The sequence below is a fragment of the Streptomyces sp. NPDC026377 genome (genome assembly GCF_055567715.1).
This window is the reverse complement of the sequence record NZ_JBVHPV010000009.1, coordinates 1-13,587: the sequence shown is the minus strand read 5'-3', so window position 1 is coordinate 13,587 and position 13,587 is coordinate 1. Positions and strand designations below refer to the sequence as shown.

Genomic DNA, 13,587 nt, shown 5'->3' with positions numbered 1-13,587 from the left:
GGTGACCGTCACACGCGGCAGAGGATCTCGCCGTGGGGCACCATGAACCACCCGTCGTCGTCGGCGGCCCACTCCCGCCACCCCTCGCCGATCGCCGCGAGACCGGCCTCGGTGGTGTGGCCGCCGTCCACCGCGAGCCGTGCGTAGGTGGACACCACCGTGCGCTCCGCCCACAGCCCGCTCCACCACGCGCGCTCGTCGGGGGTGGCGAAACACCAGGCCGAGGCGGTGGAGGTGACGTCGGTGAAGCCGGCCGCGCGCGCCCACGACCGCAGGCGCCGCCCCGCGTCCGGCTCGCCCCCGTTGGCCCGGGCGACCCGGTGGTACAGCTCCAGCCAGGCGTCCAGGGCCGGGACTTCGGGGAACCAGGTGAAGGAGCCGTAGTCGCTGTCGCGTGCCGCGACCAGTCCGCCGGGGCGGGTGACCCGGCGCATCTCGCGCAGGGCCCGGACGGGATCGCCCACGTGTTGCAGCACCTGGTGGGCGTGGACGACGTCGAAGGAGGCGTCGGGGTGGTCGAGGGTGTGGACGTCGGCGACGGCGAACGCCATGTTGGACTGCCCGCGCTCCTCGGCGTACGCCCGCGCCTGCTCGACGATGCCGGGCGCCGCGTCGACGGCCGTGACGTGGCCGTCCGGGACCAGCGCGGCCAGATCGGCGGAGATGGTGCCGGGGCCGCAGCCGATGTCCAGGACCCGTGCGTCGGGACGGAGTTCACCGATGAGGTAGGCGGCTGAGTTGGCCGCGGTGCGCCAGGTGTGCGAGCGCAGGACGGACGCGTGGTGGCCGTGCGTGTAGACGGCACTCTCCTGGGGCATGACCGGCTCCCTCTCTCCCTGTCCGGCCGGTGCGGCCGGTACGGTCACCGTACGCCGCCATGTCGCATGGTGAGACCTGTGTTTCATCATATGGACCGCGCGTCCCTGTCCGCCGGGCGTGCTCCGGGGCGGGCGCGCGCCGCCCGGTCCGTACTACCGCCGGGGCGGAACACCCCGTAGCGTCGGGCGCGTTACCCCTGCCGAGCAAGGAAGATCACTTGGGAGGGCACCATGGGTGAGGTAGCGATCCGGTACGTGGGCGGGCCGACCGCCGTCGTGGAGATCTGCGGTTTCCGGCTGGTCACCGACCCGACGTTCGACGCGCCCGGCGACTATCCGACCGGCCCCGGCCGCAAGCTGGTCAAGACGGCGGGACCGGCCGTCGAGGCCGACGAGATCGGCCCCGTCGACGCGGTGCTGCTCTCGCACGACCAGCACCCCGACAACCTCGACGAGTCCGGCCGCGCCTATCTGGCCGGGGTGCCGCTCGTCCTGTCGACGGCCGCCGCACACGCCAGGATCGGGGACGCCGTGACGGCCCTGCCCAACTGGCGTACGTACGAGCTCGGTGAGCGGCTGCGGATCACCGGGGTGCCCGCGCTGCACGGGCCCGAGGGCGCCGAGGCGCTGACCGGCGAGGTGACGGGCTTCGTCCTGCACGGCGACGCGGTCCCGACCGTCTACATCAGCGGCGACAACGCCTCGCTGGACCACGTCCGCGCGATCGCCGAGCGCTTCGGCCCGGTCGACGTGGCCGTGCTCTTCGCCGGGGCGGCGCGCACCGCGCTCCTCGACGGCGCCCCGCTGACCCTGACCAGCGAGGCCGCCGCCGAGGCCGCCCAGATCCTTGGCGCCCGCCAGGTGGTGCCGCTCCACTTCGAGCACTGGGGCCACTTCAGCGAGGGCGCGGACTCGCTGACCGAGGCGTTCGCCGCCGCCGGGCTCGGCGAACGGCTGCGGCTGCTCAAGCCCGGGGGCACCTTCACCGGCTAGGGCGCGTCAGCCGCCCGGTCCGCGCCTCACGCGCGGACCGGCGGCCGGTACACCGTAAGCGCCTCGGGCAGCTTGTCGACCGTCAGCTCACCCTCTATGTGGGCGACCTCCCCGTCGTACGCCACCGGGGTGCGCGGTGCGAGGGCGCCGATGCGCAGCCGGCGCAGCCGCCGGGCCGCGTGGACGGGGGAGCGGCTGAGCGGTCCGGCGAGCGCCGCCGCCAGCAGCCGCAGCCCCGGCAGCCGGCCGCCGTGCACCACCCGTACGTCGAGCAGCCCGTCCGCCAGGTCGTAGCGGTGGGCGGGGGCCGGTCCCAGGCGCTGGTAGATGCAGTTGCCCGCGAACAGCAGCCACAGCGCGTGCGGCCTGCCGTGCACCTCGGCCTCCAGGGGCCGCTCGCCGCGCAGTACCTCGAACGCGGCCAGCACCCCGGCCGGCCAGCCGCCGATCCGCGGCGACCAGCGCTCGCGCAGCCGCACCAGCTCGGGGTAGACACCGAGGCTGAAGGTGTTGACGAAGTACCCGGCGGCCGTGCCGTCCGGGCCCGGAGTGAACCGGCCCAGGTCCACCTTGACGGCGTCGCCCGCCTCCAGCGCGCGTGCGGTGTCCTGGACCTCCTCGATGCCCAGGTCGTACGCGAAGTGGTTGAGGGTGCCGCCGGGGAACACCGCGAGCGGCACACCGTGCCGGGCGGCGGCCACCGCGGCCCGGTTCACCGTGCCGTCGCCGCCGCAGACCCCGAGCGCCCGGCCGCGCCGGGCCGCCTTGTCGAACGTCGCCTCCAGGTCCTCCGGGGCGCACTCGATCACCTCGGCCAGCGGCAGCGCGTCGCGCACCGCCGAGGCCTTGGCGGCGGCCGTGCCGGAGCGCTCGTTGACCACGACCACCAGGTGCTCCCCGCCGGGCAGCGCGGGCGCTTGTGTGTACGGCCGCCCGGGCGCGGGCAGCTGGCGCCGGGTGGGGACCAGACCGCGGACCGCGAAGGCCGCGCCGACCCCGAGGGCCGCGCCCACCACGACATCACCCGGATAGTGCACCCCGGTGTACACCCGGGAGGCGGCCACCGACAACGCGACCGGAGCCACCAGCGCGCCCCAGCCCAGCGACTCCAGGGCGACCCCGGTCGCGAAGGCGGCGGCCGAGGCGGAGTGGCCGGAGGGGAAGGACGTGGTGATCGGCTGGCGCTTCAACTGCCGCACCAGCGGGACCAGCTCCAGTATCGGCCTGGGCCTTTGCACCGACCGCTTGGCCACCGTGTTGACGGTCGCCGAGGCGAGCGCGAGCGAGGCCACCCCGCGCAGCGCCGCCCGCCGTGCCCGGGGCGAGCCGGTGGCCGCCATCGCGGCGGCGGCGCCGAACCAGAGCAGCCCGTGGTCGGCGGCCCGGCTCAGCCGCGGCAACACCGCGCGGGCACCGGGCCAGTTGCGGCCGGCGGCGACCTGGAACAGTTCGCGGTCGCGGTCGCTGAGCCGGCGGGGCAGGCCCCCGGTCCAGAACGAACGCTCGACGGGGGGCGGCACGGACGGCTGGGACGGAAAAGACATGGACCATGGGTACCCGCCCGTGGACAGCGCAATCCGTGCTTGAGCCCTCGGCTCCGGTCGGACACAGTGGCCCCATGGATACCTCTGCGTCCGTGGACCCCGCCCGGCTCCTCGATCTTCACCGCGAGGCCGTCGCCCTCTTCGGCTCCCATGTCCACGCCGTCCGGCCCGAGCAGTGGGACCTGCCCACGCCGTGCTCCGAGTGGACCGTGCGCGACCTCGTCGGCCATCTGGTCGTGGAGCAGCTGTGGGTGCCGCCGCTGGTGGTCCAGGGCCGCACCATCGCCGAGGTCGGGGACGCCTTCGACGGCGACGTCCTCGGCACGGACCCGGTGCGGGCGTGGGAGACGGCGCGGGCCGCCGCGGTGGCCGCCTTCGCCGCGCCCGGGGCGCTCGACGCCACCGTCGGCCTCTCGTACGGCCGGACGCCCGCCGCCGCGTACTGCTCGCAGCTGACGGCGGACGCCGTGGTGCACTCCTGGGACCTGGCCCGGGCGACCGGCGCCGACGAGCGGCTGCCGCAGGCGCTGGTGGACGCGGCGGCGCGGGAGTTCGGCGGCTACGCCGACCAGCTGCCGCCGAGCCTCTTCGACGCGCCCGTGACCGTGCCCGAGGGGGCCGACGCCCAGACGCGGCTGCTGGCGATGCTGGGCCGTACCGCCTGACGGTGGATCAGGGAAGGTGAGGCGGCCGCGGCCGGTCGCTCCAGCGGCTCTGGCGCGGCACCCGGCCGGGACGGGGCGCCACCCGGCCGCTGTCCGGGGACGCCGGGCGGCAGTCCTGGTGCGCGGTGACGTCCCACAGGCTCACCAGCCCCAGCGGCCGGCCGCCCTCGACCACGGGCAGCCGCCGCACGGCGTGCCGCCGCATCAGCCGCAGCGCCGTGCCCACCTCGTCGTCGGGGCGCACGCTCACCGAGGACCGGGTGCAGACCGACTGGGCGCTGACGGCCAGCGGATCGACCCCCTCGGCCACCGCCCGCACCGCGATGTCCCGGTCGGAGAGCACCCCGATCAGCCGGTCGCCCCGGGCCACCAGCACGTCCCCGACGTCCTGGGCGCGCATCAGCCGGGCCGCCTCGACCAGTGAGGCGTCGGGCCGCACGGCCGCGACACCCGCCGTCATGACTTCACGGACGTACCGTGCCATCGCTGTCCGCCCTTTCTCCGTGCCGGCTCGGTCCTGGCGCAGTACCCCGGCCCCGCGCCGGCCATGCCGAAAACCCGGGGGGTTTGGAGTGCGGGACCCCGGGCAGGCGCACGTCGTGCTTCGGACCGGAGGCACGTCCGTGGGAGCGGCTGTCCGCTCCGGGCGTGCCCGTGCTCCGGCCGGGGCCCCGGGTACAGCCCCTTCCCAGCGGTGACCACCATCCGATTCCACCGTCCCCAGGGAGCTGTCCGCATGCGTACGTACGCACCTGCCACAGCCAAGCACTCGCACGACGACGCGCCCGACACCGCCGACGCGTTCCTCCGCCTGGCCGCCCTGCCCCCCGGGCCCGAGCGGCACGCGCTGCGTCAGGAGCTGGTCCGGGCCTGGCTGCCGATGGCCGAGCGGCTGGCCGGCCGGTTCCGCAACCGCGGCGAGGCCCTCGACGACCTGCGCCAGGTCGCCGCCCTCGGCCTGGTCAAGGCCGTCGACCGCTACGACCCGGAGCGCGGCGCCGCGTTCGAGAGCTTCGCGGTGCCGACCATCACCGGCGAGCTCAAGCGCCACTTCCGCGACCACATGTGGACCCTGCACGTGCCGCGCCGGGTCCAGGACCTGCGCGGCCGGGTCCGCGCCGCCCGCCAGGAGCTCATGCAGACCGGGGGCTCGCCCAACCCCTCCGTGGCGGACATCGCCGCGCACACCGGGATGACCGAGGACGAGGTCAAGGCCGGTCTCGAAGCGCTGGACAGCTTCTCCGCGCTCTCCCTCGACGCCGAACTGCCGGGCGCCGAGGACGGGTACACGCTCAGCGACTCGCTGGGCGCGACCGACCCCGCGCTCGACATCGTCGTCGACCGCGAGTCGGTCAAGCCCGGGCTGCGCCGGCTGCCGCCGCGCGAGCGGCAGATCCTCTACATGCGGTTCTTCCGGGACATGACGCAGAGCAGCATCGCCGAGGACCTGGGCATCTCACAGATGCACGTCTCCCGGCTGATCAGCCGCTGCTGCACTCGGCTGCGGGACCAGGCCCTGCGGGAGCAGACTCCGGCCGGTCACCGTCCGGCGGAGCGGGACGCCGCATAGCCAGCGCCACATGGCGGGACATCACGTCCATCGCCTGCGCCTCCGCCATCGAGAACGGACGCGCCGAACCCGTACGGAAGAGGGTGAGCACCCCCTGTACGGGACCGGGCGCGCCGAGCGGCACACACAGCAGCGACGTCACGTCCGCGCGGGCCAGGACCGCCACGCCGCCGGTGTCGTGGCCGAACGCGTCGGTGTCCTCGGGCCGCAGCCGGAGCGCGGTCGCCCCCGCCCGGGCCGCCTCGGCCACCAGCGGGGCACTGGCAGGGTCCTGCGCGGCGAGCGCCCGGCGCAGTGCGGCGTCCTCCTCGGCGGCCGGGCCCAGCACGGCGACCCGCCGCAGCCCCTCCTCCACCACATCGGCGATCACCCACTGGGCGAAGCGCCCGCACAGCACCCGGGCAGCGGTCTCCAGCGCCTCGGCGCCGGCCCCCGGCGCCAGCCCCAGCAGGGCCCCCGCCATCGTGTCGACGAGGTCCATCAGCCGGGCGTGCCGCGCCGAACCGGCGAGGTCGGGCACCTCGGGCTCCGCGGGGGCGGCCGGGGCGGGCGCCGACATCCCCGGCTGGAAGACGACCAGGACGGCCGGGTGCGGTTCGTCCGGCGGACGCAGCGCGGACAGCGTGGCGAACAGGGGCTCCTCGGGGCGCTGCTGGAGCCGGACGGTCAGCCCCCGGTCGCCCTCGCCGCGGGCCACGGCCGCCGCCTGCGAGCGGAACGCGGCACGGTCGCCCGGCATCAGCAGGGCGGCCAGCGGCCGTCCGGTGGCGTATCCGGCGCGGGCCCCGGTCAGTCCGGTGGCCGCGAAGTTCAGCCTGCGCACCACCGTCTCGCGGTCGACGAGCGCCACCGGCAGGGGCAGCCGCTGGAACAGCGCCTTCAGCAGCAGCCGCTCCTGCCGGTCGCCCGGGGAGCCGGCCGCGTCCGTGGCGTCGGCGACGCACCGCTCGTAGCGGGGCCACAGCTGGTCGGCCACATGCTGGAGTTCGAAGAGCGCGGCGTCGAGGAGGGTGAGCTGCTCCCCGGCGTCCTGGGAGCGCGCGGTGCGCAACTCGGCCACCCGTCTGACGAAGTCCGCCAGTTCCTCGCCGAACTCGTCCACCGTCTGCGTCATGGCAGCAAGTTAGCCGCTGGCGCCGTTTCCTGGTTCCGGCGCGGGGAACGCGCGCTTCAGGAGGTTTTCCCATGTTCTCCGAGCCGGAACGCCAACGACCGCAACCCCTCTCGCCCGTGGGCCGGCTCTCCCGGCTCGCCGAGCAGTCGGTGCGCTGCGCGCCCGCCTCCTGCGGCGCCGTCGCGACCATCGCCGACAGCGGTTCCGAGCGCCGCGTCACCGCCACGCACCCCGACCTCGAACCGCTGGTGAGCGTCCAGTTGGAGTGCGGCGACGGGCCCATCCCGACCGCGCTGGACGCCGGTACCCCGGTGGACACCGGGGACCTGCTGACGGAGGAGCGCTGGCCCGGCTACCGTGCCGTGGCCCTGGAGTCGGGCGTACGGTCCTGTGTGACCCTGCCGTTCCGCCGCGGCGGCATCGAGGTCACCCTCAGCCTCTTCAGCTTCCGCCCCGGCGCGCTCGACGACACCGTGTGCGGCCCGGTGAGCATCCTGGGCGAGGAGGCCACCGCCGGGATCGCCCGCGACCGCCGCTACCGCGCGGCGCTGGCCGAGGTGGAGCAGCTGGAGGCCGCGCTGCGCTCCCGCCCGGTGATCGACCAGGCCAGCGGCATCGTGATGCATGTGCTCGGCTGCGACGCGCAGAGGGCCTTCGCCCTGCTGCGCACCCTCTCGCAGCACGCCAACCGCAAGCTGTCCGACATCGCCGAGGGCGTGGTGCGCACCAAGGGCCGGGGCCTGGAGGACGAGCTCTCCGCCCTCACCCGCCTCTCCTGAACGGCCGCCCCGGGCCGGATCGGGACGGCCGGGTACGCATACGGAGCGGCGCCGCGGAGCAAACATCCGTATAAAGGGCTCAAGCAGACAAAGGGCTCACGCAGACAAGGGCTCAACCCCGCAAAGGGCTCAAGGAGCCGAAACGGCGGACCGCACGGGTGAAGGAGGCGGCGCATGCACGGCACGGTGGCGGAAGGCCGGGGACCCGTCCGGTACGGACCGCCCGCCTCCGGCACCGGACTGCCCGTGCTGCCCGAACTCGCCGGGGTGCTCGCGGACGCCGCCGGGCGCACCCGGCCCGAACCCCTGGGTGGCGGACCCGAGCTGCGCGCCGCCGCCTGCGGCTACTGGCACCGGCGCGGACTGCGCTGCGAACCCGGCCTGGTGGCCGCCGCGCCCGGCGCCCAGCCGCTCCTGTTCGCGCTGCTCGCCTCGTACGGGGGAGACGTCCTGCTGCCCCGTCCCTGCCCGGCCTGGTGGACCCCGCAGGCCCGGCTCCTGGGACGGCCCGCCTTCCATGTGCCGACCCCGGCGGAGTGCGGCGGCGTCCCCGATCCGTTCGCCCTGCTGGAGACCGTGCGCCGGGTGCGCAGCGAGGGCGGGCTGCCCCGGGTCCTGGTGCTCTCCGTCGCCGACGACCCCGCCGCGACGGTCGCGCCGCCCGAGACCGTACGGGAGGCGTGCGAGGCGGCCGTGGGGGAGGGGCTGCACATCATCAGCGACGAGACCTGGCGCGACACCCTGCACCGCCCGCACGAGACGGTCCTCTTCAGCCCCGCCGAGATGTGGCCCGACGACGTCACCGTCCTGTCCGACCTGTCGGGCGCGCTCACCCCCGCCGGGTGGCCCGCCGCCGTCGCCCGCTTCCCCGACACCGAGCACGGCGCCCAGCGCCGGGCCCGCACCCTCGACGTCCTCACCGCGCTCGGCTCGGTGCTGGCGGGGCCGGTCGCGGAGGCCGCGGCGTACGCCCTGGGCGAGCCCGACCCGGTGGCGGTACGGATGCGGCGGGCCGCGGTCCTGCACGGCGCCCTCGCCACCGAGGCCCACCGCGCGGTCCTGGCGGCGGGGGCCTTCGCCAGGCCCCCGCAGGCGGGCCGTCACCTCTACGCCGACTTCGGCGGCCTGCGGAGCCGGCTGGCCGCACGCGGGGTCACCGACTCGATGGAGCTGGAGGAGCATCTGACGGCCCGGCTCGGCGCCCCCGCACCCGGCGGCCACCGCTTCGGCGACGAACTGGGCGCCCTGCGCGCCCGGCTCGCCACGGGACCGCTGCTCGGGACGACCGAGGAGGAGGCCGCCCAGACCCTCCAGTCGCCGGACCCGCTACGACTGCCGCATGTACGGCGGGCCCTGGACGCGTTCAAGGAGGCCTTGAAGGGATTGTGAGCCCCGGGGTCGCGGGGACCCCGGGTTCGCCGGGACCCCGGGTTTGCCGCTGCGACGCCCGCCCCTACTTGGGGTGCTGGGTCCCCGCCCGCTCGGGGTGTGCCCCGTGCCGCGCCCTGCGCCACACCGACGGGGCCGCGCCGATGAGTACCGTCAGCGCCACCGCCGCCACCACGCCCTGCCACGGCTCCGGGAACAGCGAGCCGCCCAGAATGCCGATCAGACCGTACGCACCGGCCCAGGCCACACACGCGGGCACATCGCCGCGGACGAAGGTGCGCAGCGGCATACCGCCCAGCAGACACGCCAGCATCACGGGGATCCGGCCCGCCGGGACGAGCCGGGAGAGGACCAGGACCGCCGCCCCGTGCCGGTTCAGCTTCTCCTCGGCCTGCGCCAGGCGGTCCGGGGCCGCCCGGTCCCGCAGCGCGGCCAGCCACCGCGACCCGCCGCGCGAGCGCACCCCGCGCCGCCCCAGCCAGTACAGGGCCACGTCCCCGAGGAACGCGGCCAGCGCGCCCACCCCGAAGACCAGCAGCAGCGAGAACCACGCCGTCTGGTGGAAGGCGACCACCGCCGCCGTCGACACCAGCGCCCCGGTGGGCACCACCGGCACAAGGGAGCCGAGGACCACCAGGATGAACAGGGACGGGTAGCCGAGCGCCTGCTGGGTCGGCTCGGGCGGCACCTGGGCCGCCGCCCGCGCCAGGAACGCGGCGATCACCGGGTGGCCCCCGGCCGTACGCTCTCACCGTGCGCCGGGCGGTGCACCGTCACCCCGGGCGCCAGCCGGGCCGCGTGGCGGACGAAGTCGTCGCCGGGCGCGTGGAACTCGTGCGGGCGCACCCCGTCGAGCCCGATCGGCCAGTACGTGCCGTAGTGCACCGGGACCGCCGCCCGCGCGTCGAGCCGCGCCAGGGCCTCGGCGGCCCGGCCCGCGTCCAGATGGCCCGGGCCCAGGAACGGGCCCCAGCCGCCGACCGGCAGCAGTGCCACGTCGACCGGCCCGGCCTCCTCGGCCATCGAGTCGAAGAGCCCGGTGTCCCCGGCGAAGTAGGTGCGCGCCCGGCCCTCGACGACGAAACCGAGCGCGGGCGCCCGGTGCGGCCCGAACGGCAGCCGCCGCCCGTCGTGCCGCGCGTTCACCACCCGTATCCGCACCTCACCCGCCTCCACCAGGTCCCCGGGCCGCACCTCGGTCAGCGGCAGCCCGAGCCGGCGCAGCCCCGGCACGGCCGCGACCGCGCCGCGGGGCACCACGAGCCGGGTCCCGGGGGCGAGCCGGGCGAGCGAGGGCAGGTGCAGATGGTCGGAGTGCAGATGCGAGACGAGGACGACGTCGGCGACGGCGGCCTCGGGCGGCGGCAGGGCCCCCTGCCGCCTGCGCAGATGCGCCAGCCGCCGGGCGAAGAGCGGGTCGGTGAGCACCCGCACCCCGGAGTCCTCGATCGTGCAGGTGGCGTGACCCCACCAGGTGATCTCCACCGGCACCGAAATCTCCTCCGCTCAAAAACCACCGTGCGCGCTGTTGTGTACGAGCCTATGTGTCGGGGGGCGCACAGAACGGGGCCCGGGGTACTCATCGGTCCACGAAGGGAAGGCCCGGCATGATCATGCACTCGGAGCAGTGCCCGCGTTGCGGCGGGATACTCGCGGTCACCCAGGACGGCTGGAAGATCTGCCACTCATGCGGCTACTCCTCGCCGCCGTGAACCAGGAGTAGGGTCGGCACCACGACGAAGGGCATGGGGGTCGGTCATGGGTGACGTGCGAGTGGCGGCGATCGCCAGTCTGACCCCGCTGGAGGAACTCGACCTCGACCCCTTCCTGGTGGACACCCGCAGCCAGCACGAGATGTGCGCGCGCTGGGCCGCCGACAAGGGGTACGTCGTCACCCGGCAGTTGCTCTTCTACGGTCTGCGCCCCGACCACGAGGGACTGTGGACGGACGTGGAGGCGGGCCAGGTGGACCTCTTCGTCGCGCCCAACGAGCGCGTCCTGGCGCGCGCGTTGACGTCGGTGCCGGACTTCTCCGCGGAGTGCGAGCGGCGCGGGGTGCGGCTGGAGACGGCCGGGCTCGTCGAGCCGGACTACGACGCGGCCAAGAAGGCCCACATCCACCGCAGGCTCTCGATGCCGACCGCCGGCTACGACGGCTGCTGAACACCACCCGCCACCCACCGCACCGCGGACCGCAGCCCGCCACCCACCGCACTGCTGAACACCGCCCGCCCCCACCGCACCGCGGGCCGCCGCCCGCCGCACCGCCGCCCGCCGCCGGTCCACCGCGACGGCCGGTTCCCGCCCCTGTGACACGCTGGGGGTGAACGGCTAGGCGGAGAGGCAGTGACGAGCGGCGTGAGTGCGGGGCGATGGCGGACGGCGGGCAGCGCCCTGGTGCGGGTGGTCGTGGTGTGGGCGGTGTCCACCCTCACGATGATGGCGCTCGCGGGGATCCTCCCCGACTTCCGGCTGAAGTCCGAGGGCGGGGACAGCATCACCCGCGTCGCGCTCACCGCCGCCTGGGGCGCGGGGGCGTTCGGTCTGCTCGGCGCCCTGGTGTGGCCGCTGGTGGTCCGGGCCTTCCTGCTGGTCCCCGCCCTGGTCCTGGGCCTGTTGGTGTTCTTCCTCAACGGCTCGCTGCTGCTGATCGCGCTGAGCCTGATCCCCAGCGGGCGCGGCGCGGCGCAGCCGGAGACGGCGGTGGTGGTGGCCGCGGTGATGTCGGCCGTCGCCTCGGCGACCTCCACCGCGCTGGCGGTCCGCGACGACAACGCCTACCGGCGCAGGCTCTCGCGTCTGGCCGACCGGCGCCGCCGCAGACGCGGTGACGACCTGCCGGGCGAGGAGACGCCCGGCACGGTCTTCCTCCAGCTCGACGGCGTCGGCCACGACGTGCTGTGCCACGCGGTCGGCACCAATCTGATGCCGACGGTGGCGGGCTGGCTGGGGCGCACCCACCGGCTCACCCCGTGGCGCACCGACTGGTCCAGCCAGACCGGCGCCAGCCAGCTGGGCATCCTGCACGGTTCCACCTTCGACGTGCCCGCCTTCCGCTGGTACGAGAAGGAGACCGGCGAGCTGATGGTCTCCAACCGCCCGGCCTGTGCCGTCGAGCTCCAGCGCCGCGCGGTGGAGCGCACCGGCGACGCGGGGCTGCTCACCCTCGACGGCGCCAGCCGGGGCAACCTCTTCTCCGGCGGCGCCGACCAGCTCGCGCTCGTCCTGTCGATGGCCGCCCGGCGCGGCCGGCGCAACCGCTCCCGGGCGGGCTACTTCGCGTACTTCTCCGACCCGGCCAACGCCGTGCGCACCGCGCTCTCCTTCGTCGCCGAGGTGGGCCGGGAGATCGGCCAGTCCACCCGCGCCCGGCTGCGCGGGGACGCGCCGCGGGTCGGGCGCGGCGGGCTCTACCCGTTCATCCGGGCCTTCGCGACCGTCGTCGAGCGCGACGTGGTGGTCGCGGCGGTGATCGGCGACATGCTCGCCGGGCGCACCGCCGTCTACGCCGACCTGGTGGCGTACGACGAGGTGGCCCACCACTCCGGGCCGCGCGGCCGGGACGCCCGCAAGGTCCTGGAACGCCTGGACCGGTCGGTCGCACTGCTGGCCAAGGTCGCCGAGCACGCCCCGCGCGCGTACCGGATCGTGCTCCTGTCCGACCACGGGCAGAGCCCGGGGGAGACCTTCGCGGGTGCCTACGGACTGACCCTGAAGGACCTGGTGCGGGCCGGGTGCGGGCTGCCCGTGCCGCGCAGCGCCGGGCGCACCAAGAGCGGCGCGGAGGCGCGGGACGCGGTACGGGTCGCGCTGCACCGGCCGGTTCCGGGCCGGGGGGAGCCGGGCCGGGGGGAGCCGGACCCCGCCTCCGAGCCGGTCGTGCTCGCCTCCGGCAACCTCGGCCTCGTCTCCTTCCCCGACACCGCCGGGCGCCTCAGCCGCGAGGAGATCGACCGCCGCCACCCCGCGCTCCTGCGCACCCTCGCGAGCCACCCCGGCGTCGGCTTCCTGCTGGTGCGCAGCGAGGAACACGGGGCGGTGGTCATCGGCGGGGCGGACGCGGACCGCCTCCAGGAGGTGCCGATCGGTGAACTGGAGGACGACAAGGGTCCGCTGAGCGGGTTCGGACCGGGCGCCGCCGAGGCCGTGCGGCGCACCGACACCTTCCCGCACACCGCCGACATCATGGTCAACTCCATGTACGACCCGGTCACCGGTGAGGTGCACGCCTTCGAGGAGCAGATCGGCTCGCACGGCGGGCTCGGCGGCGAGCAGGCGCACGCCTTCCTGCTGTCGCCGCGCGAACTGTCGGCGCCGGTCGCCGAGGGGGAGCTGCTGGTGGGCGCCGAGCAGGTGCACCGGGTGCTGCGGCGGTGGCTGCGCGAGTGCGAGGGGCCGCAGGTGCCGGTTCCGGCCGCCCCGCAGATTCCCCGGCCCGAAGCGGAAGCGGACGAACCTTTTCCGGTTGAGGGGGCGGCCGTACGGGACAAATCCGCGTGATTTTGAGCGGGGCCCTCCGTACCCGACCATGAACGGGTTTTGGCACGGAGAGAGGCGCACTACCCCATGACCACGCAGGACACCCAGAGCAGACATGCCCGGCAGTTCGGATTGCCGGTGGCGACCGCCACTGGGAGCAACGTCCGAAACCGTAGCATGAGGTCGTTGACCTGCAAAGACGCCTGCTTCGAGGCATCGGTGTCAGTGCCTTGAGG

Annotated in this window: 13 protein-coding genes; 7 read left to right on the top strand and 6 right to left on the bottom strand. The window is 75.2% G+C overall.

Annotated elements, in window-relative coordinates; genetic code table 11:
- Window positions 1–8: 8 nt before the first annotated feature.
- Window positions 9–818, bottom strand: coding sequence for a methyltransferase domain-containing protein (locus ACZ4MU_RS19705; protein WP_467878018.1), 810 nt, complete (start codon window positions 816–818; stop codon window positions 9–11).
- A gap of 231 nt (window positions 819–1,049) precedes the next feature.
- Here ACZ4MU_RS19705 and ACZ4MU_RS19700 point away from each other — a divergent pair, with 231 nt between their 5' ends.
- A complete protein-coding gene (locus tag ACZ4MU_RS19700; RefSeq protein WP_467878016.1) occupies window positions 1,050–1,811 on the top strand; it encodes an MBL fold metallo-hydrolase in 762 nt (253 codons plus the stop codon).
- Between the two features lie 26 nt (window positions 1,812–1,837).
- Here the strand turns inward: ACZ4MU_RS19700 and ACZ4MU_RS19695 are convergent, their stop codons facing one another.
- Window positions 1,838–3,355 carry a phosphatase PAP2 family protein gene (locus ACZ4MU_RS19695; RefSeq protein ID WP_467878014.1) on the bottom strand — a complete coding sequence of 506 codons (1,518 nt, stop codon included), beginning with the start codon at window positions 3,353–3,355 and terminating at the stop codon, window positions 1,838–1,840.
- Window positions 3,356–3,429: 74 nt separating this feature from the next.
- Between ACZ4MU_RS19695 and ACZ4MU_RS19690 the strand changes: the two genes are divergently transcribed.
- Window positions 3,430–4,020, top strand: a complete 591-nt coding sequence (locus tag ACZ4MU_RS19690) for a TIGR03086 family metal-binding protein (RefSeq protein WP_467878011.1) — start codon at window positions 3,430–3,432, stop codon at window positions 4,018–4,020.
- 7 nt (window positions 4,021–4,027) lie between these two features.
- On the opposite strand, the gene ACZ4MU_RS19685 is transcribed toward ACZ4MU_RS19690, so the two are convergent.
- A complete protein-coding gene (locus tag ACZ4MU_RS19685; RefSeq protein ID WP_467878009.1) occupies window positions 4,028–4,504 on the bottom strand; it encodes a CBS domain-containing protein in 477 nt (158 codons plus the stop codon).
- 252 nt (window positions 4,505–4,756) lie between these two features.
- Here ACZ4MU_RS19685 and ACZ4MU_RS19680 point away from each other — a divergent pair, with 252 nt between their 5' ends.
- Window positions 4,757–5,590, top strand: a complete 834-nt coding sequence (locus ACZ4MU_RS19680; protein WP_467878006.1) for an RNA polymerase sigma factor SigF — start codon at window positions 4,757–4,759, stop codon at window positions 5,588–5,590.
- Here the strand turns inward: ACZ4MU_RS19680 and ACZ4MU_RS19675 are convergent.
- Entirely contained in the window at window positions 5,502–6,704 is a 1,203-nt protein-coding gene (locus ACZ4MU_RS19675; protein WP_467878003.1) for a PAS domain-containing protein, read from the bottom strand. The two genes, ACZ4MU_RS19680 and ACZ4MU_RS19675, sit on opposite strands and share 89 nt — an antisense overlap.
- A gap of 71 nt (window positions 6,705–6,775) precedes the next feature.
- Here ACZ4MU_RS19675 and ACZ4MU_RS19670 point away from each other — a divergent pair, with 71 nt between their 5' ends.
- Window positions 6,776–7,483, top strand: coding sequence for an ANTAR domain-containing response regulator (locus ACZ4MU_RS19670; RefSeq protein WP_467878001.1), 708 nt, complete (start codon window positions 6,776–6,778; stop codon window positions 7,481–7,483).
- A gap of 174 nt (window positions 7,484–7,657) precedes the next feature.
- Window positions 7,658–8,872 carry an aminotransferase class I/II-fold pyridoxal phosphate-dependent enzyme gene (locus tag ACZ4MU_RS19665; protein ID WP_467877999.1) on the top strand — a complete coding sequence of 405 codons (1,215 nt, stop codon included), beginning with the start codon at window positions 7,658–7,660 and terminating at the stop codon, window positions 8,870–8,872.
- 64 nt (window positions 8,873–8,936) lie between these two features.
- Here the strand turns inward: ACZ4MU_RS19665 and ACZ4MU_RS19660 are convergent, their stop codons facing one another.
- Window positions 8,937–9,593 (bottom strand): DedA family protein, encoded by a 657-nt coding sequence (locus ACZ4MU_RS19660; RefSeq protein WP_467878649.1) that lies wholly within the window; start codon window positions 9,591–9,593, stop codon window positions 8,937–8,939.
- A complete protein-coding gene (locus ACZ4MU_RS19655) occupies window positions 9,593–10,363 on the bottom strand; it encodes an MBL fold metallo-hydrolase (protein ID WP_467877997.1) in 771 nt (256 codons plus the stop codon). The genes ACZ4MU_RS19660 and ACZ4MU_RS19655 overlap by 1 nt, the downstream gene beginning before the upstream one ends.
- 267 nt (window positions 10,364–10,630) lie before the next feature.
- On the opposite strand from ACZ4MU_RS19655, the gene ACZ4MU_RS19650 reads away from it, so the two are divergent.
- On the top strand, window positions 10,631–11,035 hold the full coding sequence (locus tag ACZ4MU_RS19650; RefSeq protein WP_365099663.1) for a hypothetical protein: 405 nt from the start codon (window positions 10,631–10,633) through the stop codon (window positions 11,033–11,035).
- A 195-nt stretch (window positions 11,036–11,230) separates the two neighbouring features.
- Complete coding sequence (locus ACZ4MU_RS19645; RefSeq protein WP_467878646.1) at window positions 11,231–13,372, top strand: phage holin family protein; 2,142 nt, start codon at window positions 11,231–11,233, stop codon at window positions 13,370–13,372.
- The last annotated feature ends 215 nt before the right edge of the window (window positions 13,373–13,587 follow it).

Bases quoted from the DNA above. Each gene is read 5' to 3' on its own strand.
- ACZ4MU_RS19705 (WP_467878018.1), bottom strand. From the start codon at position 818: ATGCCCCAGGAGAGTGCCGTCTACACGCACGGCCACCACGCGTCCGTC.
- ACZ4MU_RS19665 (WP_467877999.1), top strand. From the start codon at position 7,658: ATGCACGGCACGGTGGCGGAAGGCCGGGGACCCGTCCGGTACGGACCG.
- ACZ4MU_RS19685 (WP_467878009.1), bottom strand. From the start codon at position 4,504: ATGGCACGGTACGTCCGTGAAGTCATGACGGCGGGTGTCGCGGCCGTG.
- ACZ4MU_RS19695 (WP_467878014.1), bottom strand. From the start codon at position 3,355: ATGTCTTTTCCGTCCCAGCCGTCCGTGCCGCCCCCCGTCGAGCGTTCG.
- ACZ4MU_RS19675 (WP_467878003.1), bottom strand. From the start codon at position 6,704: ATGACGCAGACGGTGGACGAGTTCGGCGAGGAACTGGCGGACTTCGTC.
- ACZ4MU_RS19670 (WP_467878001.1), top strand. From the start codon at position 6,776: ATGTTCTCCGAGCCGGAACGCCAACGACCGCAACCCCTCTCGCCCGTG.
- ACZ4MU_RS19690 (WP_467878011.1), top strand. From the start codon at position 3,430: ATGGATACCTCTGCGTCCGTGGACCCCGCCCGGCTCCTCGATCTTCAC.
- ACZ4MU_RS19680 (WP_467878006.1), top strand. From the start codon at position 4,757: ATGCGTACGTACGCACCTGCCACAGCCAAGCACTCGCACGACGACGCG.
- ACZ4MU_RS19700 (WP_467878016.1), top strand. From the start codon at position 1,050: ATGGGTGAGGTAGCGATCCGGTACGTGGGCGGGCCGACCGCCGTCGTG.
- ACZ4MU_RS19650 (WP_365099663.1), top strand. From the start codon at position 10,631: ATGGGTGACGTGCGAGTGGCGGCGATCGCCAGTCTGACCCCGCTGGAG.